Origin of the sequence: Pseudovibrio sp. Ad26, assembly GCF_001623285.1 — a bacterium.
In the GTDB taxonomy this organism is placed as follows: Bacteria; Pseudomonadota; Alphaproteobacteria; order Rhizobiales; family Stappiaceae; genus Pseudovibrio; species Pseudovibrio ascidiaceicola.
Genome location: NZ_LMCE01000157.1, coordinates 142541 through 163248, shown reverse-complemented (window position 1 = coordinate 163248; position 20708 = coordinate 142541). Strand labels below are relative to the sequence as shown.

Annotated in this window: 17 protein-coding genes; 5 read left to right on the top strand and 12 right to left on the bottom strand. The window is 52.2% G+C overall.

Going from position 1 to position 20708, the window contains the following annotated elements; all coding sequences use genetic code 11:
* Positions 1-282 precede the first annotated feature (282 nt).
* The 3 genes from PsAD26_RS27390 to PsAD26_RS27380 all read left to right on the top strand — a co-directional run bounded on the left by PsAD26_RS27390 (position 283) and on the right by PsAD26_RS27380 (position 5696).
* A complete protein-coding gene (locus tag PsAD26_RS27390) occupies positions 283-1002 on the top strand; it encodes a LuxR family transcriptional regulator (protein WP_057461895.1) in 720 nt (239 codons plus the stop codon).
* A gap of 341 nt (positions 1003-1343) precedes the next feature.
* Complete coding sequence (gene pyc / locus PsAD26_RS27385) at positions 1344-4790, top strand: pyruvate carboxylase (protein WP_063312931.1); 3447 nt, start codon at positions 1344-1346, stop codon at positions 4788-4790.
* Between the two features lie 300 nt (positions 4791-5090).
* Positions 5091-5696: a GPR1/FUN34/YaaH family transporter gene (locus tag PsAD26_RS27380; protein ID WP_063312930.1), complete on the top strand. Its 606-nt coding sequence runs from the start codon at positions 5091-5093 to the stop codon at positions 5694-5696.
* A gap of 50 nt (positions 5697-5746) precedes the next feature.
* On the opposite strand, the gene PsAD26_RS27375 is transcribed toward PsAD26_RS27380, so the two are convergent.
* Positions 5747-6496, bottom strand: coding sequence for a glutamine amidotransferase (locus PsAD26_RS27375; protein ID WP_063312929.1), 750 nt, complete (start codon positions 6494-6496; stop codon positions 5747-5749).
* 15 nt (positions 6497-6511) lie between these two features.
* Entirely contained in the window at positions 6512-6991 is a 480-nt protein-coding gene (locus PsAD26_RS27370) for a TerB family tellurite resistance protein (RefSeq protein WP_063312928.1), read from the bottom strand.
* A 366-nt stretch (positions 6992-7357) separates the two neighbouring features.
* Here PsAD26_RS27370 and PsAD26_RS27365 point away from each other — a divergent pair, with 366 nt between their 5' ends.
* Positions 7358-10342: an AsmA family protein gene (locus tag PsAD26_RS27365; RefSeq protein ID WP_063312927.1), complete on the top strand. Its 2985-nt coding sequence runs from the start codon at positions 7358-7360 to the stop codon at positions 10340-10342.
* 58 nt (positions 10343-10400) lie between these two features.
* Here the strand turns inward: PsAD26_RS27365 and PsAD26_RS27360 are convergent, their stop codons facing one another.
* Complete coding sequence (locus PsAD26_RS27360) at positions 10401-12683, bottom strand: molybdopterin cofactor-binding domain-containing protein (protein WP_063312926.1); 2283 nt, start codon at positions 12681-12683, stop codon at positions 10401-10403.
* A gap of 2 nt (positions 12684-12685) precedes the next feature.
* Positions 12686-13150: a (2Fe-2S)-binding protein gene (locus tag PsAD26_RS27355; RefSeq protein WP_063312925.1), complete on the bottom strand. Its 465-nt coding sequence runs from the start codon at positions 13148-13150 to the stop codon at positions 12686-12688.
* A gap of 100 nt (positions 13151-13250) precedes the next feature.
* Here PsAD26_RS27355 and PsAD26_RS27350 point away from each other — a divergent pair, with 100 nt between their 5' ends.
* The gene (locus PsAD26_RS27350) at positions 13251-13943 is read left to right on the top strand and encodes a TetR family transcriptional regulator (RefSeq protein WP_208985901.1); all 693 of its coding nucleotides are present in this window, start codon (positions 13251-13253) and stop codon (positions 13941-13943) included.
* On the opposite strand, the gene phnN is transcribed toward PsAD26_RS27350, so the two are convergent.
* Genes phnN through PsAD26_RS27310 form a run of 8 tightly spaced genes read right to left on the bottom strand, consistent with a single transcriptional unit; the run spans position 13933 to position 20706 of the window.
* On the bottom strand, positions 13933-14526 hold the full coding sequence (gene phnN / locus PsAD26_RS27345) for a phosphonate metabolism protein/1,5-bisphosphokinase (PRPP-forming) PhnN (protein ID WP_063312923.1): 594 nt from the start codon (positions 14524-14526) through the stop codon (positions 13933-13935). The genes PsAD26_RS27350 and phnN overlap by 11 nt on opposite strands.
* A 25-nt stretch (positions 14527-14551) precedes the next feature.
* Complete coding sequence (locus PsAD26_RS27340; RefSeq protein WP_063312995.1) at positions 14552-15700, bottom strand: alpha-D-ribose 1-methylphosphonate 5-triphosphate diphosphatase; 1149 nt, start codon at positions 15698-15700, stop codon at positions 14552-14554.
* Between the two features lie 41 nt (positions 15701-15741).
* Positions 15742-16440 carry a DUF1045 domain-containing protein gene (locus tag PsAD26_RS27335; RefSeq protein ID WP_063312922.1) on the bottom strand — a complete coding sequence of 233 codons (699 nt, stop codon included), beginning with the start codon at positions 16438-16440 and terminating at the stop codon, positions 15742-15744.
* Between the two features lie 58 nt (positions 16441-16498).
* On the bottom strand, positions 16499-17122 hold the full coding sequence (locus tag PsAD26_RS27330) for a DapH/DapD/GlmU-related protein (RefSeq protein ID WP_208985900.1): 624 nt from the start codon (positions 17120-17122) through the stop codon (positions 16499-16501).
* A 42-nt stretch (positions 17123-17164) separates the two neighbouring features.
* Positions 17165-17875: a phosphonate C-P lyase system protein PhnL gene (gene phnL, locus PsAD26_RS27325; protein ID WP_063312920.1), complete on the bottom strand. Its 711-nt coding sequence runs from the start codon at positions 17873-17875 to the stop codon at positions 17165-17167.
* A 10-nt stretch (positions 17876-17885) separates the two neighbouring features.
* A complete protein-coding gene (gene phnK / locus PsAD26_RS27320; RefSeq protein WP_063291758.1) occupies positions 17886-18683 on the bottom strand; it encodes a phosphonate C-P lyase system protein PhnK in 798 nt (265 codons plus the stop codon).
* On the bottom strand, positions 18683-19594 hold the full coding sequence (locus PsAD26_RS27315) for an alpha-D-ribose 1-methylphosphonate 5-phosphate C-P-lyase PhnJ (protein WP_063312919.1): 912 nt from the start codon (positions 19592-19594) through the stop codon (positions 18683-18685). The genes phnK and PsAD26_RS27315 overlap by 1 nt, the downstream gene beginning before the upstream one ends.
* Positions 19591-20706 (bottom strand): carbon-phosphorus lyase complex subunit PhnI, encoded by a 1116-nt coding sequence (locus PsAD26_RS27310; protein ID WP_063312918.1) that lies wholly within the window; start codon positions 20704-20706, stop codon positions 19591-19593. Before PsAD26_RS27310 ends, PsAD26_RS27315 begins: the two co-directional genes overlap by 4 nt.
* Positions 20707-20708 lie beyond the last annotated feature (2 nt).

Genomic DNA, 20708 nt, shown 5'->3' with positions numbered 1-20708 from the left:
AACCTGCTCCTAACAATAGCTTTTTTCAAAGAAATACTAATTCGATCTTTAAGTTTAAAGTTTTTCCTTCAGAGCTTTTCGAAAAAGACATAGTGCAATTTAACAATGTCAATATATATGGACGTAATTCTATTGGTATAGAAGTTAAATTGAATAGATTTCTTTCCCAATATGAAAACAATGAGCCTCGAATAGAAGATGGGTGATAGATACACCTTCTATATTGAGTGGATATTGCGTAGAGTAAGGTTGTTGGAGGCATAATATGTAGGGGTGTATAAAATGAATCCGTTGACTGCTGCACTAGAATTTGTTGAATCTATTAATAATGAAGAAACATCCGAAGGTGTTTCTAAGCGCATTGCTGAACTTGGCCAGTCTTTTGGCTTTACAAGCTTCTGTCTCGCTGCGATCCCCGAAGCTGGCGCATCCTTTGATGGGTCAATTATGTTGAGTGGTTGGCGCCCTGAGTGGCAACAACGTTATCTCGACCGTGATTACGTACAAAACGATCCGATTGTTGCGAAGGCGCGCACTGCAAGTCGTCCATTCTTATGGTCAAGCGTTGCTCGTGATCGCAATATTACTGCCGCTGCACAGCAAGTTCTGTCCGAAGCGCGTGACTATGGAATGTATGACGGCGTCTGCGTGCCAGTACATGGCCTTCAAGGCTATCAAGGCATGTTGATCTTTGGTGGGCCGGAAGTACGTCTGAATGAACGCGAAATCAGTGTTCTTCATCTCGTTGGCATTTACTCGAGCAATAAGGTGCGCGAATTGATTGGTGCTAATACCAGTCGGCCCCGCCATCGCCTTACCCCTCGTGAACTTGAATGCTTGAAATGGTCTGCTGCAGGGAAGACAAGTTGGGAGATTAGTCAGATCCTGAGTATCTCTCAGCATACAGCAGATTGGTATCTGGCTTCCGCTGCCAGAAAACTGCATGCTGCAAACAGAACACATGCTGTGGCCGAGGGTTTCCGGCTGGGCTTAATTCGTTAAGCCAAAATGACACCTACCTATGCTCTCGGCAGGGTTCGCATCGCGAATCCTGCTGTTTGCACATGAGCGATCGGATAAAAGTTGCACCTTTAGTCGTAAAAGTAGAAAATTTTTCGTGAGATATATTAGAGAAGTCAAAATTTAAGGTGTGTGTGTATATATTTTTACGTGTTTAGTTTTTCTCAATTGTACGATAAATTCCTTAGAATTTCCCCGTTTTCTTAATGTTTTGTGACCCGCTAAATATAGTAATGGCTCAAGTGACTATAAATTAATCTTTCCATAGAGGGATTTGCTCGACTATAAAGCCCCAAAATACATAGAGACTGGGGGACCTAACTTTGGCTATTCAACGAATATTGGTTGCTAACCGCTCAGAGATTGCAATTCGAGTTTTTCGAGCTGCGAATGAACTTGGTCTCCAGACAGTTGCTGTCTTTGCCGAAGAAGACAAGCTGGCTCTGCATCGCTTTAAGGCTGATGAAGCATATCAGGTTGGTAAAGGCCTGGGCCCAATTGAGGCCTACTTGTCTATCGACGAGATTATTCGTGTAGCGAAAGAGCAACGCGTTGATGCAATCCACCCGGGTTATGGCTTCCTTTCCGAGAGTCCAGAGTTTGCTGAGGCATGCGCTGAGAGCGGCATTATCTTTATCGGCCCATCGCCTGATACAATGCGCCGCTTGGGTAACAAAGTAGCTGCGCGTGAACTGGCGATTAAAGCTGGCGTTCCTGTTATGCCTGCGACGGATCCGCTTCCAGAAGATATGGAAGAAGTGAAGCGTCTTGCTTTGCAGATCGGCTATCCGGTGATGCTCAAGGCATCATGGGGCGGTGGTGGCCGCGGTATGCGCGTTATTCGTGATGAAGAGACGCTTCTTCGCGAAGTTGTTGAAGCGAAACGTGAAGCGAGAGCTGCGTTCGGTAAGGATGAGGTTTACCTCGAGAAGCTTGTTGAGCGCGCCCGTCACGTTGAAGTTCAGATCCTCGGTGATCAGCACGGCAGTCTCGTACATCTGTTTGAACGCGATTGTTCTATTCAGCGCCGTCACCAGAAAGTGGTTGAGCGTGCGCCTGCGCCATATCTTGATGAAGAAAAACGCCGTGAGCTTTGTGAGTATGGCCTGAAGATTGGCCGTGAAGTGGATTATTGCGGTGCGGGCACCGTTGAGTTCCTGATGGATGCGGATACCGGCAAAGTTTACTTCATTGAAGTGAACCCACGTATTCAGGTTGAGCATACCGTTACTGAAGAAGTTACCGGCATTGATGTGGTTCGCGCGCAGATCCGCATTGCAGAAGGCGGCCGCATTGGTGATAAAACGGTTACCGGTGTTCCGGAGCAGAACGCGATTGAGTTGAATGGTCATGCGCTTCAGTGTCGTATTACGACGGAAGATCCTGAGCACAACTTCATTCCAGATTATGGTCGCCTGAGCGCTTATCGTGGTGCGACCGGATTTGGTATCCGTCTTGATGGTGGCACGGCTTATGCCGGTGCGGTGATCACCCGCTTCTATGATCCACTGCTTGAGAAAGTGACTGCCTGGGCACCAACACCAGAGGAAGTATGCGCACGTATGGATCGTGCACTGCGCGAATTCCGTATTCGCGGCGTTGCGACCAACCTGATTTTCCTTGAGCGGATCATTGGGCATGCGTCCTTCCAAAACAATTCTTATACAACGCGCTTTATTGATGACACGCCTGAGCTGTTTGAGAACATTAAAACAGCTGACCGTGCCACGAAACTGCTGAACTACATTGCTGATGTCACTGTAAACGGCCACCCTGAAACAAAGGGACGTCCGAAACCACCAGCTGATGCACCGGCACCTGTGGCGCCGAAGTTCAAGTTGCCAGTAATGGACGGGACGCGTCAGAAGCTGGAACAACTTGGCCCTAAAGAGTTTGCCAAGTGGGTAAAAGCTCAGCCGCAAGTGCTTGTTACAGACACAACGATGCGTGATGCGCACCAATCTTTGCTTGCTACACGTATGCGTACCTACGATTTGGCGCAGGTTGCTGATAGCTATGCGCAGGGTTTGCCTGAGCTGTTCTCTCTGGAATGCTGGGGTGGCGCGACCTTTGATGTGTCCATGCGCTTCCTGACAGAAGATCCGTGGGAGCGTCTGCGTCTTGTCCGCGAGAAAGCACCTAACTTGCTGATGCAGATGTTGCTTCGCGGATCCAACGGTGTGGGTTACGCAAACTATCCAGATAACGTTGTTCAGCATTTCGTGCGTCAGGCTGCAGAGTCTGGTGTTGATGTTTTCCGTGTGTTTGATTGCCTCAACTGGGTTGAGAACATGCGTGTGTCTCTGGATGCGGTTCAGGAACAAGGCAAGCTGTGTGAAGCAGCGCTTTGCTACACTGGCGACATTCTGAACAGCGCACGTCCGAAGTATGATCTGAAGTACTACGTCAATCTGGCGAAAGAGCTTGAAACTGCAGGTGCGCATATTCTTGGTATTAAGGATATGGGCGGTGTGTTGAAGCCGCAGGCTGCGAAGGTTCTGATTAAAGCGCTGAAAGATGAGATCGATATTCCGATCCACTTCCACACCCACGACACCTCCGGTATTGCAGCCTCTACAGTTTTGGCAGCTGTTGGGAGTGGTGCTGATATTGTTGATCTGGCGATGGATTCCCTATCAGGTCTGACATCTCAGCCGTGTATGGGCTCTGTTGTTGAAGCTCTGAAGGGAACTTCTCGCGACAGTGGTCTGGACACAGACCGTATCCAGCAGATTTCCTTCTATTGGGAAGCAGTTCGTACTCAGTATCGTGCGTTTGAGAGTGATCTGCGCTTTGGAGCTTCTGAGGTTTATCTGCACGAGATGCCAGGTGGCCAGTTCACCAACCTGAAAGAACAGGCGCGTTCGCTTGGTCTTGAAATGCGTTGGCACGAAGTGGCGAAGGCTTATGCGGACGTAAACATGATGTTCGGTGACATCGTGAAGGTGACGCCAAGTTCCAAGGTTGTTGGTGACATGGCGGTGATGATGGTCTCTCAAGGCATTACACCTGAAGATGTTATCGATCCGAACAAGGAAGTTTCCTTCCCTGAATCTGTCGTCAACATGATGCACGGTGACCTGGGTATTCCTCCGGGTGGCTGGCCTGTTGAGCTGCAGAAGAAAGTTCTGAAGGGACAAGAGCCAATCACGGTTCGTCCGGGATCCTTGCTTGAAGCTGAGGACATGGATGCGAAGCGTAATGAGCTGACAGGTATTCTTGGCCGCAAAGGCTCAGAGCAAGAACTGTCCTCCATGCTCATGTACCCGAAGGTTTACACTGAATTTGCCAAGGCCCAGGACAAGTATGGCCCGACCAGTGTGCTTCCAACGCCAACCTACTTCTATGGCTTGAAGGTCGGTGATGAGATCATGGCCGAACTGGAGCCGGGTAAGACAATGGTTATCTCTTGTCTTGCGATTGGTGAAACTGATGAGCACGGTGAAAAGCGTGTGTTCTTTGAGCTGAACGGTCAGCCGCGGAACATCCGCATTATCGACCGTACGCACAGTGCTGCAAACACACCTGCACGCCGTAAGGTAGATGAAGACAATGAACTTCAGGTGGGTGCGCCAGTACCAGGTGTTATCTCCACGCTGGCTGTGAAGGCTGGTCAGACTGTGAAAGCTGGTGATCTGCTTGTCTCTATTGAAGCAATGAAGATGGAAACATCTGTTCATGCCGAGCGTGATGGCGAGATCAGCGAAGTCTGTGTGGCTCCGGGTGATCAGCTTGATGCGAAAGATCTGATTGTTACCTTTAAGGGATAAGCCCTGAAGGTATTTGCTAGTCTGGATTAACCAGCAATGCGTTTGGTGCATGAGCACTATGCATTGCTGGTTTTTTCGTTTTGATGCGTAAAATATATATAATTGTCAATGTGTTATGTGTTTGCTTGGGTGATGCATGACGTTAGGTATTGTTACGTTCCGTAGTAGTGCGGTTGTTCCTGTCCAAGCCCTTCTGTATTCAGCGCTCCAACTAATTTAACAGTGTGTTTCCCAATTTCTGATCTTTAGGAACTGCCTTCCTACCGGGCCAGAGTTGGGTTTTTTATTGAGGGTGCAACCGTGCAAACTAAAACAGGAAACCCAGCAGTTATCGGCCTTGCTGGATTTGGTATGACGACCTTTGTTCTTCAGATGGTGAACATTGGTCTTCTGGAAAACATGGGCCCAGTGCTCTGGCTTGGTGTTTTTGTTGGCGGTCTTGCGCAGTTGGTAGCAGGTTTCCAGACAGGTAAGACTGGCAATAACTTCGGTTACAGCGCTTTCACCATTTACGGTGCATTCTGGCTGGCGTTTGCAGGCATTCTTGTTGGCAACAAACTAGGCTTTTATACATCTTCCCATTCTGACATCGGCTTCTTCCTTCTGCCATTCACCATCTACACTGGCATTATGTTCTACGGCGCTCTGCACATTCACACTGCAGAGGCTTCCATCTTTGGCAGCCTACTGCTCGGTTTCATTCTGTTGGTTCTGGGCCATTTTGGTCCGGCGTTCTTCAACGTGATTGCTGGTTACGTGCTGATCCTGTGTTCATTCTGTGCTTGGTACGTTATGGCGCACATCATCTACAAAGATGTTTGTGGTCGTGATGTTCTGCCAGTTGGTTCTCCAATCCTGCAGCCGGGCGAAAAGATGTCTGGCGCAGAGGCTGTTGCAGCTGAGTAATCAAAGTGCGAACCTATATGAAAAGGCCCGGCAATGACCGGGCCTTTTTGTTATTTAGCTGAATGGGATGACCAATGGCTGGCGGGTTCAGATGCGTAGCCGATCCAGTTGTCCATAAAGTTGTCTAGCCAATGCAGAACTGCCGGGTCGTACACAAAACGCTCGCGGAAGTGTTCGCCGCGCTTTTTGGCTCCAGGCAATACAAGACGACTTGCTGCGCGAGTGGTCCAGCGGCTCATCATGGCGTAGGTGAGTTCCGGGTGAAACTGGATGCCGAATGCATTATCTCCCACGCGGATAGCCTGATTTTTGTAGGTCGGGCTTGAAGCCAGAAGCTCAGCGCCGGTGGGAAGAGAGAAGCCTTCCCGGTGCCATTGATAGACCTGCTGTGGCCATTTCATAAGGTCAGTGCCGGACTGAGTTGCTTCCAGCGGATAATAGCCTATTTCAACCAATCCATCATCATGGCCTGTGACTTGGCCACCAAGGTTTTTGGAGAGCATTTGTGCACCAAGGCAGATGCCCAAGAAGGGTTTGTTTTCTTTGAGCGGAACGCTGATCCAGTCGATCTCTTGCTTCACGAAATCATCAGTATCATTGGCGCTCATCGGGCCACCAAAAATGACAGAACCCGCGTGGTCAGCAAGTGTGCCCGGTAGTGGGTCGCCAAAACGAGGGCGACGAATATCCAACTCGAACCCGCGTTTGACCAATTGCTGCCCGACGCGGCCGGGATTTGATGTTTCCTGATGCAGCACCACCAGAATTTTGGCTGAGTGCTGATTATTCCGCTCTAACATTGTAAATCAAAACCTTCAGGTCGAAGAGGGGCTGCTACCGCTCTGTCGCTGAGCTACTTTGTGCTTAAGCTTCATGCGGTCTCTGGAGGACACGCCTAATAGCTCGGCAACGCGCCAAATTGTGTTGTCTTCAAATTCATGGACGGACCCATCTGCGTAGACCATTTCCCAGAGAGCCTCGATGACTGTCAGACGCTGCTCGGGCTCCAGCTTGCGCTTGAGGACTGATGTGAAGCCATAAAGATCAACTGCATCCTCATCACGTACTTTGGCGAGGTCCATCAGCTCTTTTGTGTCTTCCTCATTCAGCTCATACTGCTGTTGTAAGACGCGTTTTAACTGGTCCAGCTCCTGCTGCTCAATCTCGCCATCTACAGCGATGATATGGAACATGAGCGCTGCGACCGCTAGCCGTTCATCGTCTTCAGAAAAGCGGCCTGCCTCTTCCTGCTCGTTTGACAAGTCTTTGAAGAACTTTTTCAGGGCGTCCAGCATTCATGTGCTCCATGCAATTATTGGTTTTCTTGCACTTTTAAATAGTGCTTTTCTGTTGTGCTTAAAGGTGATTCAGATCCGAATGGAATACTATTGATACGCAAAAACAATTACAAAAGCCAAGGAAAAGGACAGAAATACGCCAATTTGAAGCCATGTGATACTGCGACAATTGGGAGCAAATATGATAGAACGCACTGGCTCAAGGTAGGTTGTGCTTTTGTTCTGGGTCTTGAGAGGCTTTAACCAATCATAATTTAGACGTTTTCTACGGGCTTTTTGCCCTGTATTTGTTGAGTACAAGCTGCTTACATGAGAGTCCTTTTTCGGGCCTCACGAAATCGTCCACTAGGATACTAAGACTAAATGAAACGCTCTCTTCTTATTTTTGGAGCTCTTGCCGCTCTTGCGGTTTGTGGTCTGGTGCTTGCACCGCTTCTCGTTCCGCAGAAACAGCTGAAAGCCCAAATTGCAGAGTCTTTTGAGACAGCAACCGGATGGAAGTTGCGTCTTGACGGGCGCACGAGTGTGGATCTGTTTCCGACACTGGCGATCGAAGTTGACAATGTTGGCGTTGCAGGTGTTGCGCGAGCTGACGGGATTGAGTTTGCACGGGTTGAGAAAGCCCGGTTCGAGCTGAACTCTCTGCGTTTGCTGACTGGTGGCAACATCATCCGCAACATTGAGCTTGTCGAGCCAAAGTGGACGCTTGAATTTGATCAGAAAGGCGGTGCGTCCTGGCAGCCGCAGCTTTTTGAGGGTGAAGAAGGGGAAGCCTCTCTGGTTGCTGCAAATATTGCAGGACGAGTTGCTTCCTTTATGCAGCAATTGGACTTAGACACCGTCAGCATTCAAAAAGGTGTCGTTTCTTACAGTGAGCCAGAGCAAGAAGCACCAATAGTTCTTTCTGAGATTGATCTTGTGCTTAATTTCGAGCATGGCGGTGACGGCCTGACAGCCGAAGGTGCGTTTAATCAGAGTGATGAGCGTTATGTTGTTGGGGGCCGTGTTGGATCAGTCACCGCGCTGAGCGAGGCTCGCGCGACGTCTGTTGAAGCTCATGTAACTGGGCCCGCACAAGAGAAAGTTGGTTTTAATGGCCAGCTTGCCTTTGGTGCACGGCCTGTTGGCACACTGCAAGTTTCTGTTGAGCTGCCGAGCCTTGCTGCCGTTGCTGCGCAACATGATGCGGCCTTTCCAGAAGGGGTTGGCAGTGGTGCACTGACAAGTGAGTTGCAGTTCCGTCAACGTGGGGTTCGCACAAAAGACCTTTCCATTACCGCTGGTTCTGTTGGCTTTGGCGGCAACATTGCGTTGAACTACCTTGAAGACGGCTATGAGTTGAAGGGACAGGTCAGCGGGCAGTCCTTGAATTTTGAGCAACTGCTTCGCCTGGTAGGGCTAGATGCCCCTGCATCCGGTTTTGCCAATGTGGATGCATCTTTCTACGGCGTTGGCCAATCCTATGATGAGTTGGTTGCTGCGCTGGAAGTTGATGGTGGTGCGATCCTTCGCAAGGGGCGTGTCGCTGACATTCGCCTGCCAAATATGCTGGCGGTTGAAGGGCGCGACGAAGCTCTTGATGACATGGATCTGACTTTTGTCTTCTCAGGCCTGTCTCAGCCACTACAGCTGCAAGGCACTGCGCGCTGGCATGGTGAGCCGATTGTTTTGCAGGGTGGTCTCCGTTCTGATGCGAATATAGATCTCGCGTTCTCCAGTGAGATGTTTTCCGGGAGTTTGACTGGTCCGTACTCATTGCGTGATGGCTTTGATGGGATCTTTGCTTTCCAGACAGATGACTTCAACAATTTTGCCCGTTGGTATGGTCGACCGCTCCCTCGCTATCTGCGCGGTCAGAAGTTGGAGCTTTCTGGCCAGTTTGAAGCTGATGACAGTGGTGTCGCCTTTGAAAATGCGCGGTTTGTACTGGATGATACAAGCCTCGAAGGAACCGGTCGTCTGGATACAGGCGAAGTTCCTAAGCTGAGCGGAGAGCTGGAAGTTGCGCACGCGTCGTTCGACAAGATGTTCTCTCGCAGTGATGAAAAGAATGCCAAGGGCGAAGGCGCTTATGATTTCTCCGTCCTGCGCAGCTTTGATCTGGACCTGGCGCTTTCCATTCAGGACCTGAAGCTCGGTGCGCTTCGTGGGCAGAATGCAGAGCTGAAAGCTGCGCTGTCTGATGGCCGGCTGGCTTTGAATGTTGCCCGTGTCGGTCTTTATCAGGGTGAGGGCGCTGGCAAGCTTCTTTTAAACGGAGCAACGGTTAAACCGGGCGTCGCTGCTGAGTTTTCGCTGAAAGGTATTGATGCAGCTCCATTCCTTGCTTCGCTTGGAGATATGCCACGTGTTGATGGCAATCTGTATGCTGAACTGGATGTGAGCACCTCCGGCAAGACGCCTAGTGATCTCTGGGTCAATATGGGCGGTGCACTCAGCTTCCAGCTTGGCAATGGTATGTTGCATGAACTGGATGTGGATCGGTTGGTTGCTTCTGTCGAAGGCAAAGGCATTACAGGTTGGCCGTTTACTGACAGTGATCAGACTGAGTTTTCCAGCTGGGGTGCAGATGTGATCTTTGAGCAGGGCACCGCAGAGTTTCAAGCACTGACGTTGCAGAGCAAAACCGCGCTGATTGAAGGGCGTGGTGCGATCAACATCAAAGACGGGGAGGTGCTCTGGTATTTGCAGCCAAGCCTGCTGGACCAATCTAAGTTGGATGATGAAGCAGCTGCAACAACGCAGACTGCGGATATTGCGCCGTTGAAGATCCGTGGATCGATCAACCTGCCGAGCTTTGAGCCTGTCGGCATTCAGGAATATGCGAGTGCTTCCTTTGGTGATGTGAAGCAGACACAAAAGCTTTCTGAGAAGCTGGCGAAGGACCTTGAAACTGCAAAGACAGTTGAAGAGGCACAGCGTTTGAGAGCTGCTGCTGCAAAAGATGCGGCTGTTGCTTCACCTTCAACTACCGCGAATGCAGCAGCGGAGCCGGCCGTTCTTGCTCAGCCGACTGCGGAAGATAGTGATGTGACTACAGCTTCGGTTGGAGACGGCGATCTGCCTCCTCTTGCTGAAGGTGCTGTCGCGAACACTGATACTTCCAAGATTGTCATGCCTGTGGCTAAGCCGGGTGAAGCACCAGCGCCTGCGGTTGCGGCTACAACACCGAAGAAGTCACGGGTGATCGCTGCACCCAAGCGTGATTTGAAACGACGTGATGTGGTGCCGCGTGGGCCGGGGAATGTGAACGTGGAAGCCGTTGCAGATGGAACAGCGGATACGGATGCAACGTTGACCTCTCTGGAGGAGGCATTTGGGATGCCCGCTGGTTTCCTGACTGACTAATCGACTTACAAGCAAATTAAAAAGCCCGGAGCGGGGAATGCTCCGGGCTTTTTTGTTTTTAGATGAAGTCTATCTCGTTGCTGAGAGGCATCTGTCTGATGCGCTTGCCCGTTGCTGCGAAGATTGCATTTGCCAGAGCTGGCGTTGATGGCGGCGTGCCGGGTTCGCCTGCACCGCCCATGCGTGGAGAGTTCTCCAGCAGCTCAATTGTGATCTTGGGGGCTTGATACATGCGCATGGCATCGAAGGTGTCGAAGTTAGCTTGTTCAACCTCACCATCAACCCATGTGATTTCCTGTCCCAATGCCTGACTGAGACCGAAGTTGATGCCGGACATGATCTGATCCTTGAACATACCCGGATCAAGAACGATACCCGGATCGGCTACAGCCCAGACTTCTTCAATGGTGACAGTGTTGTCTGTGACGTCTACCTGAACCACTTGTGCGGTCCATGTACCGAACGAGAGAACGTGGGCGATACCACGGCCTTTGCCCGCTGGCAGAGATGTCCCCCAGCCAGACATTTCGGCCACACGCTTCAAGGCTTCCCGTGCTGGTCGGAACTCATCGCTGGTGAGGTGAGCCAAGCGGAATTCTAGAGGATCTTTGCCAGCTTTATGCGCTGCCTCATCCATAAAGCTCTCATGGAAGAAACCGTTGACTGAGTTGCCGACTGAGCGCCAGAAGCCAATAGGCACCTGAAGGTCTGCCACGTGGGCCTGACAGCGGATGTTTTCAACGTCCAGCGGCTGATTAAAGGCGCCATCGAGCACAGTGTTGTCTGGGCCTGCCGGGCTGATACCCGGGAAGATCCGTGGCATTACGCTCTGGATGATGGATGGGGACGCCACCTGCATGTCCATGGTCTTCAAAGTGCCGTCCGGTGTCACCTGACCTTTGAATTCACCGATCGCCATAGGGCGGTAGGTGTCGTGCTGCGTGTCTTCTTCGCGTGTCCAGGTCACTTTTACAGGATTTGGCGCAGTTGCTTTGGCAATGACGGCAGCATAGAGCGCAAAGTCGACTTCCAGACGACGGCCGAAGCCTCCACCGAGACGAGTGGTGGTGACGTCGATGTTCGCACTGTCCATGTCGAAATGACTGGAGACAACAGATTGAATGAGGCCGGGAGCCTGTGTTCCAGTCCAGACACGGATTGTGCTTCCGTCGTGCTGGGCAGTTGCATTCATCGGTTCCATAGTGGCATGGGCCAGGAATGGGACACGGTATTGCGCTGATACAGCTTCGCTTTCCGGAATGGATGTGAACACCTCTGCATCAGATCCGGTACCGCCTAATTCGAATGTGGCTTCTTGTGTTAGTGCGTTTTCAAGGGCGGACCACATCTGATCGGAGTTTTGAAGTGAGAGTGGATCATCCCACTCGATCTCCAAGGCTTCAGCACCTTTGAACGCTGCCCAGGTGTTGTCAGCAATAACGCCAAGACCTTCGCCAGTGATTGTTCTGATTTCGACTACATCTTTGACGCCAGGAATGGCGAGTGTTGCAGTCTTGTCGTAGTTCTTGAGGCTGACACCTTTGCGCGGGGCCATTCTTACGGTGCCGTAGAGCATGTCCGGTAGTTGTACGTCGATGCCGAAAATTCGGCCTCCGGTGACTTTGTCTTTCAGCTCAACACGCTTTTGGGTTTTGCCAAGGATCTTCCAGTCACTGGCCTTCTTAAGCTTCATTTCGCTTGGTGGCGAGACCGCGGCTGCTTTGCTTGCCAGCTCTCCATAAGTGACGGACTTGCCAGAAGCTTTGTCTGTGATGGTGCCATCTGCAAGTGTGAGATTGTCTTCTGAGGTGCCGAAGTGTTCTGCTGCTGCTTTCAGTAGGACGAACTTTGCGGCATATCCAGCTTCGCGCATCTTCACGAAGGCATCCGTCGTGGAGGAGGAGCCGCCCGTCATGTTCAGGCCGAGGAACTTGGCGACGATTTTCATAGAGCCACGTGCAAGTTCAGCTAAGACACTCTCATCATAGAACGGGAAGGGCGTAGATTCTTCCAGCATTGCTGCATTGAAGTAAGCCGGGCTGGATGGGCCGTGCTCGACAACCACCTGTTCCAGTGGAACTTCCAGCTCTTCGGCGACCAGAGCTGCCAGTGTTGTGTGGACGCCCTGACCCATCTCAGCACGTGGAGCGATGATAGTGATGGTGTTGTCTTCATCAATCATCACATAAGGATTGAAGGGCGTTTCTCCCTCAGCCTTCTTGGCATCCAACGGGTTTGCGTAGGGCTTCTGGTAGAAATAGAAGCCCACGGCAAGGCCACCGGCGGCCGCAACGCCAAGGCCGAGAAAGGCACGGCGGGTGTATTTTCCCAATCGGCTCATCTTCAAGCTCCCAGCGTTTGTGCTGCGTCTTTGATCGCGGCTTTGATTTTCGGATAAGTGCCACAGCGACATAGGTTGGTCATAGCATCGCTGATATCTTCATCTGTCGGGTCTGGATTTTCTTCCAGTAGAGCGACAGCAGCCATGATCTGACCGGATTGGCAGTAACCGCATTGAGGGACGGAGTGTTTCATCCATGCTTGCTGAACAGCATGCAGCTCACCGCCTTGGGAAATGCCTTCGATGGTGGTGATCTCACCTTCGACTTCTCCAACAGGCTGAGAGCAAGAGCGCACGGCCTCCCCATCAATCAAAACAGTGCATGCGCCGCAAGCTGCGATGCCGCATCCAAATTTAGGGCCTTTGATATCCATTATGTCCCGAAGCGCCCACAGAAGTGGCATTTCCGGGTCGGCTTCAATCTCTTGTTTTTGACCATTCACGGTCAGAGGTATTTTCGGGTACATTTGTTTGGCGATCCCGTAAATTTATAGTTAGGAGACTTTTGTTCTCTTAACTTATGGTCTGACGGATGTTTGTCAATGGACCCTGCCAAGTTTAATTGACATGGATTGGAATGAGACCTATCACCAAACTATGACCAACCAGAGTTTTCAGCGCGCCAGATCTGCCGAAGCGAAGGCACAGCGCCATAATGATCTTATACGTGCCGCAACTTGCGTGCTTGAGCAGGACGGCGTAGATGGACTGACCTTGCAGGCGATTGCCAGCCGTGCAGGTATCGTGAAATCCAACATTTATCGGTATTTTGAAACACGGGAAGCCATTCTGGTTGAGTTGCTGCTGCGTGATTTTGTGAAGCTGATTGAAGATCTGGAGCAGGAAGTTCCGGGTGAGATGGCTCCTGCTGATATGGCCAAGCTTCTGGCTGAGATGTTTGCCTCTCGTCAGGTGTTATGTGAGCTGATGAGTGAAATTGCTCCGACAATGGAGAAGAATATCTCCATTGATTGTGTACGCGATTTTAAACGGGTATTGCTGGTGGAGGCTGCTCGGGCAACGAGTGCTTTGCAAAAAGGGCTGCCGTGGCTTGAGGCTGAAGAGGCGATGAATGTCTTCTTCAGCATTCACGTGTTCGTTGCCGGACTATGGCCAGTGACTAATCCACCGCCAGTTCTGGTGACACTCTACGAGGAGCCTGAGTTTGCTCTACTTAAGTACGAATTTGCTCCGGCTTTGTTCGGCATGATCACCGCGCACCTGCTGGGCTTAGAGGCAATGAAAAAGCTCAGCGCATAAATGCCGTGATAGCTTGTTCCAGTTGCTTAATGCCGACCTGAGGGTCGTTTGTGTTTTGTATTTCTACCAGATGCGGTAGTTCTGGTAGCGAAAGATCTGCGCGCCTCAGTCGTTGCTCGATATCCTCTGCAGTTTCGCGGCCTCTCATGGACAGTCGTTGCGCGAGCACGTGGATTGGTGCCGTGATATGTACGACCAGCAGTTTCTCATACTTGCCAACGGCTTCTGCCAAGGCTTTTCGTGAGCCATTTGCAATGGCAATCCCGCCCTTGGCGATGTGGTGATCGACGCATTCCGGCAGAGCGTAGGTCAATCCATGAGCTGGCCACGACAATGCCACGCGTCCCTGATCGATGAGCTCCGACATGTCTTCGTGGCAGACTGCTTCGTGCGGTTCTGAGCCGGCATCTGCCGGACGGGTAATCAGGCGACGGGCAAACATGATGTTTGCATCGCCTTCACACTGCTCTTTATAGCCATAAATCAATGTGTCTTTGCCTGCACCGCTTGGTCCAACGACCATTATTAGTGCGCCAGGGCCAAGCTTTTTTGCTTGCTCCTGAGCTATATCCAAAACCGTCACGATAGATCCCCTCTCATCAGCTGTGCTATGCGACGCGATATCCTTCGCGCCAGACACCACGGACGATTGGCACGTCGCCAACCATTCGCACTTGCACAAGGTCCGCGCGGCGACCAACTTCCAGTGCGCCGCGATCTGTAAGGCCCACAGCCTCTGACGGGATCTTGGTTACCTTTTGTATGGCTTCGGGAATGGAGACGCGCTCAATTTGCTGGGCTAGCAAGAAGGCTGCTTGCAGAAGGGAGACTGGAACATAGTCCGAGGACAAAACGTCCAGATAACCGGCTTCTGCCAGCTCACGCGCGGAAATGTTGCCGGAGTGGGACTTGCCGCGCACCACGTTTGGAGCCCCCATCAACACAGCCATGCCAGCTTCGTGTGAGGCCTTTGCCGCTTCCATGGTGGTTGGGAACTCAGCGACGTTGATGCCAAACTTGTTTGCTTCCTCAACGTGGGCAAGGGTCGCGTCGTCATGGCTGGCCAGCATCATGCCTGCAGCTTTGGCGCGGTCTGCGATCGCAAGGCGGTTCTTATCGGAGTTGCGGTCTGCACGGGCCTGCATTTGCAGCATGAATTCCTGCATTTGCTCGTCCGAGAAACCCTTCTTGGTTTTGTAGTAAAGCTCGAACTGATCCAGAGAGGTGAACTGGCGTTGTCCCGGCGTGTGGTCCATCAGCGAGGCTAATCGAACGCGTGGATCGTCGTTGAACAGTTCAAAGCCTTCCACACAATTGTCGGCGGAAACTTCGCAGCGTAGATGGATGTAGTGGTCAGCGCGCAGGCGGCCTTCCTGCTGGCCGATCTCGATTGCATCGGCCATGGCTCGCATGTCTTGTGCTGTCAGGTCTGCATCATCTTCCATTCCAACGCGCAGGGCATCGAACACGGTGGTGATGCCGGAACAAGCAATCTGTGCGTCGTGGGCCTGAACAGCAGAGACTGCGTTCCAGGTGACGCCGGGGCGTGGCTTATAGTGGTTTTCGAGATGATCAGTATGCAGTTCGACAAGACCGGGGATGAGGTAGTCGCCTTCACAGTCCAATGCGTTGGATGTGTTGCCGTCGCTTAAATCGCTGATCATGCCATTTTCGACTGCCAGTGTGCCTTCCAACATCTGATCAGGCAGGATCAGTTTTGCGTTGGTGAAGGTCATTGGTGTGTGTGGCTCGACCATTGTTGATGTCTGATGTGGCGCTTCGCCGACTAATACATCGCTCATGCTACTTGTCCTTCCAATGGTCTTATTTCAATGACTTGAAATGGCGCGCCAGCCTCTGGCTCTATGCAGAGGGCGAGGTGCGAAATGGAGATTGGTTGATGAATGACAGGCTTGAAGTGGTCTTCTGCGGCAGCTTGGAGCGCTTTGCGTTCAGCTTCTTCTTCCAGCTGTTTTGACAGGGTCATATGGAAATGGAAATGCTTGAAAATGTAGGGGTAACCCCACTCCAGCATATAGGCATCCTGCTGTGGTGTCAGGTTTGCCTTGCGGCGTCGTTCAATGTCTTGTTCGCTTAAAGGCGCCCGCAGATGATCGAACTGTTTGATGCATTGCGCTGCCAGCCCGTTGAGCTGGTCTGATGGCTGTGTCGGTGTCAGAGCTAGAAATTTGCCGAGGAAATTTGGCGCCAATCCTTCGATGGTGAAAGCAGATGTTTGTTTGGCGAACGCACTGAAAGCCGCTTTTGCATCTTCCTGTGATTTGCCTTCCGCTAAATGAAATGGCGGTTTCATTGTGGCGTGGAAGCCATAGCGACGCGCATCTTCGGTAATTGAGTGCAAGTGCGCAGGCTCAAACTCGTTCAAGTGCGGGTGCGCGAGGCTGTCATTGGAAAACGCCGAGCGCCCGAGCCATTGGCTCCCTAATTCTGTGAGTTTGGCTGATTGTGGGTGTGTGAAATAGATTGAGTAACGCATATCCAGAATATCCTTAGGCTTCGAATTACCGGGCAAACGGTGTCAGTCCTATGACACCTCAGGCTGGTTCGAAGTGTTCCAGAAACCTTTCCACAGTCATCGATTGAAACAGAGGGAGGCGCTCGAAGATTTTATCCTCTGGCCAATCCCACCATTTGAGTTTGATCAGTCGATCAGCAGCTTCCTTGGAGAATCTTCTTTTGATCGGTTTAGCCGGAACTCCGCCCACGATAGTGTAGGGTTCCACGGTTTTTGCAACCACTGCGCCTGCTGCGAGGATCGCGCCGTCGCCAATTTTTACGCCGGGCAGCACGGTTACGCCGTGTCCGATCCAAACATCATTGCCGATAGTGACACGCGCAGCTCTGCGGTCAGCAAAGAACTGGTGATCCCGTTCTTTATCTTCCCGGTAGTATTCCGGTGTGTAGGTAAAACGATGTTGGGAAACCCGTTCCAAGGGATGATTGGGAGGACCAAGGCGAACATTGGATGCAATGGCCGTGAACTTGCCGATTGTGGTGTCCGCAACCGTCGAGTTCGGGCCAATGTAGGAGTAGTCGCCGATCTCACAATATTCCAGATAGGTTGGACCAAGCACTTCGCATTGCTTGCCAATCGCAGCCTCTCGATGAGTGACGGTTGACTCGATGACCGTCTCCGCAATTTTGGGGGGCTTTGTCATGGAGCGAGTTTCCCTTCTCTGCATATCGCTTTCGGATATGCTTTATGCAGCCGACGCGAATGAAGTTACGTCGATGATCCGGTCCGCAATGGCATCACGAACGTCATGATCGTGAAGAATGCCGACCATTGCTACACTTTGCGTTTTCTTCTCTTCCACCAGCTCAACGACAACGGCTCGGTTTGCTGCATCGAGTGAGGCGGTTGGTTCGTCGAGAAGAAGGATCGGGTAGTGCGCGATGAAACCGCGGGCGATGTTGACGCGTTGCTGTTCTCCGCCCGAGAAAGTCGCTGGTGGTAACTGCCAGAGGCGCTCTGGCACATTGAGGCGGGAAAGCAAGTTGCCAGCGCGCTCAAACGCTTCGTCTTCTGCAACGCCTTGCGCCATAAGAGGTTCGGCAACCAGCGTGAGTGCTGGGACGCGTGGGATTGCGCGGAGGAACTGTGAGACGTAACCGATTGTGGTTTCGCGCAGGCGGATAATGCGGCGCGGAGTTGCGTCGGCTACGTTGACAATCTCATCACCATCCGTGATCAGGATCTGCCCTTTCTGGCAACGGTAGTTGGCGTAGATCATTTTCAGAATTGAGCTTTTACCCGAACCTGACGGACCGCCAAGAACCACACATTCTCCTGCTGAAACGGAGAAGTTTACACCGGAGACGACCGGGATTTCCAAGCCATCTCGCAAGTGCATCTTGAAGGACTTGGCAAGGTCAGAAACAAGCACCTTGGTTTTCGGAGTGTTTGTCATTGTCTTGTCCTTATGGCTGCAAGATGGAGGAGACGAGGAGCTGGGTGTAGCTCTCTTGCGGGTCATCCAGCACTTGGTCTGTCAATCCGCTTTCGATCACGTGACCGTGGCGCATCACCAAAATACGGTGAGAGAGCAGGCGGGCTACTGCGAGATCATGAGTTACGATGATCACGGAGAGACCGAGGTCGGCGACAAGACCGCGCAGGAGGTCCAGCAAGCGTGCCTGAACAGACACATCCAAGCCGCCAGTTGGTTCGTCCATGAAGACCAGCCGTGGGGCGGTGACGAGGTTGCGGGCGATCTGGAGACGTTGGCGCATTCCGCCGGAGAATGCGCGTGGGTCATCGTCAATGCGGTCTTCTGCAATCTCAACGCGGCCAAGCCAATCGGTGGCAGTTTCACGGATATTACCGTAGTGCCGAGCGCCGACTGCCATGAGGCGTTCGCCCACATTGGCCCCTGCAGAGACAGTCATGCGCAGACCGTCTGCTGGATGCTGGTGGACGAAGCCCCAGTCGGTGCGCATGAGCATGCGTCTCTCGGCTTCGCTCATTTCATAGAGGTTGCGCATCTGGCCCATGCGGTTGCGGTAGTTGACCGAACCTGAGGTTGGGGTGAGGCGCGTTGCAAGGCTGTTGAGCAGCGTTGTTTTGCCCGAGCCACTCTCGCCTACAATTGCAAGCACCTCACCCGGATAGAGATCGAAACTGACGTCTTTACAGCCGATGCGGCCGCCATAGAGTTTTGTCGTGTTACTGACCTGAAGCAGCGGAAGGTCTTCAGAACTTTGAATATCCAGGGACATTAGTCGTTTCCTTCTGCTTCCAGAGGATTGGTTCCAAGGTGACCGACATGACCTGCATCGCGGCGTTCCTCGCAGAAATCACTGTCGGAGCACACGAACATGCGGTTGCCATCGTCATCCAGAATGACTTCATCCAGATAGACCTCTTCTGCGCCACAGATTGCGCAGGGTTGTTCGAACTTAGTCACTTCAAATGGATGGTCCTCAAAATCGAGGCTCACCACTTTGGTGTGTGGCGGGATGGCGTAGATGCGCTTTTCGCGGCCTGCTCCGAACAGTTGAAGTGCTTCCATCTGGTCCATCTTCGGATTGTCGAACTTTGGTGTTGGAGAAGGGTCCATCACATAGCGGTCCTGCACCATGACCGGGTAGGCGTAAGCCGTTGCGATGTGACCGAACTTTGCGATGTCCTCGTAGAGCTTCACATGCATAAGGCCGTATTCTTCCAGCGCGTGCATCTTGCGGGTCTCGGTTTCACGTGGTTCCAGAAAGCGGAGTGGTTCAGGGATTGGAACCTGATAGACGAGCACCTGATCCTTTGTGAGAGTTTCTTCCGGGATGCGGTGGCGGGTCTGGATGATGCTGGCGTCTTTTGTCTTTGTGGTGGTGTCTACGCCAGTTGTTTCGACAAAGAAGTTGCGCAGGGCGACCGCGTTTGTCGTGTCGTCTGAGCCTTGATCGATCATCTTCAGGCAATCGTTCTTGCCGATGACTGCGGCAGTCACTTGTACACCGCCGGTTCCCCAGCCGTACGGCATTGGCATTTCGCGGGCAGCGAAAGGAACCTGATAGCCAGGGACCGCAATGCCTTTGAGGATTGCGCGGCGGATCATGCGTTTGGTTTGCTCATCCAGATAAGCGAAGTTGTAATGCTCGCCGGAGATGCCTTGTGTTTCAACGCGCTCGGTCATTGTGCTGCCTCCGCTACGAGTTCCTGTTCAGCTGCTTCGCGTTTCTCTTGCCACTCTTTGCGCACCTTGCGGATCAGCTCCAGTTCTGACTGGAAGTCGACGTAGTGCGGGAGCTTGAGGTGTTCTACGAAGCCAGTGGCCTGCACGTTGTCTGAGTGAGACAGAACGAACTCCTGATCTTGCGTCGGAGAGTCTATTTCCTCGCCCAGCTCTTCAGCCCGCAATGAGCGATCCACCAGAGCCATTGCCATGACTTTGCGCTCTCCCTGACCGGGGACCAGACCGTAGCCGCGCGTGAACTGTGGCGGTGCGGAAGCGGAGCCCTGGAACTGGTTGATCATCTGACATTCAGTGACTGTCATTGTGCCAAGAGGAACTTTGAAACCGAGCTCTTCCATAAAGAAATCGACTTCGACTTCCCCAAGACGGATTTCGCCTGCGAACGGGTGCGTTCTGCCAAAACCGCGCTGGGTTGAGTAACCAAGCGCCAACAGAAAGCCTTCGTCGCCGCGAGCGAGGTTCTGCAAGCGCAGATCACGATCAGCTGGGAAGGTGAGCGGTTCGCGGGTGATGTCTCCTACTGGAGCATCGGGTGCGATTGGTTCATCCGGCTCGATCAGGCCTTCATCATTGAGAAGGTCAGTGACGCGCGGAACCACCTCTTCCTTCTCGAACTCTTGTGTTTCTGGTGCTGGTGCTTCCCCATCAGCAGCCAGCTTAAAATCGAGAAGGCGCTGGGTGTAATCGAAGGTTGGGCCGAGCAACTGTCCGCCGGGAAGATCCTTATAAGTCGCGGAAATTCGGCGGCGGATCAGCATCTTGGCAGTATCGATTGGTTTGGAGTATCCGAAGCGTGGCAGGGTAGTCCTATAAGCACGCATCAGGAAGGCAGCTTCGATGAGATCACCGCGAGATTGCTTGATACCGAGTGCTGCCAGTTCCGCGTCAAACAGAGATCCTTCTGCCATCACACGGGAGACAGAGAGGTAAAGCTGTTCGGAGATTTGCTTAAGCCCGAGTGATGGTACACTGGTATCGCCGCGACGATCCCGTGCCATGAGCTTGTGAGCGTTACGGATGGCTTTCTCGCCACCTTTCACAGCAACATACATGA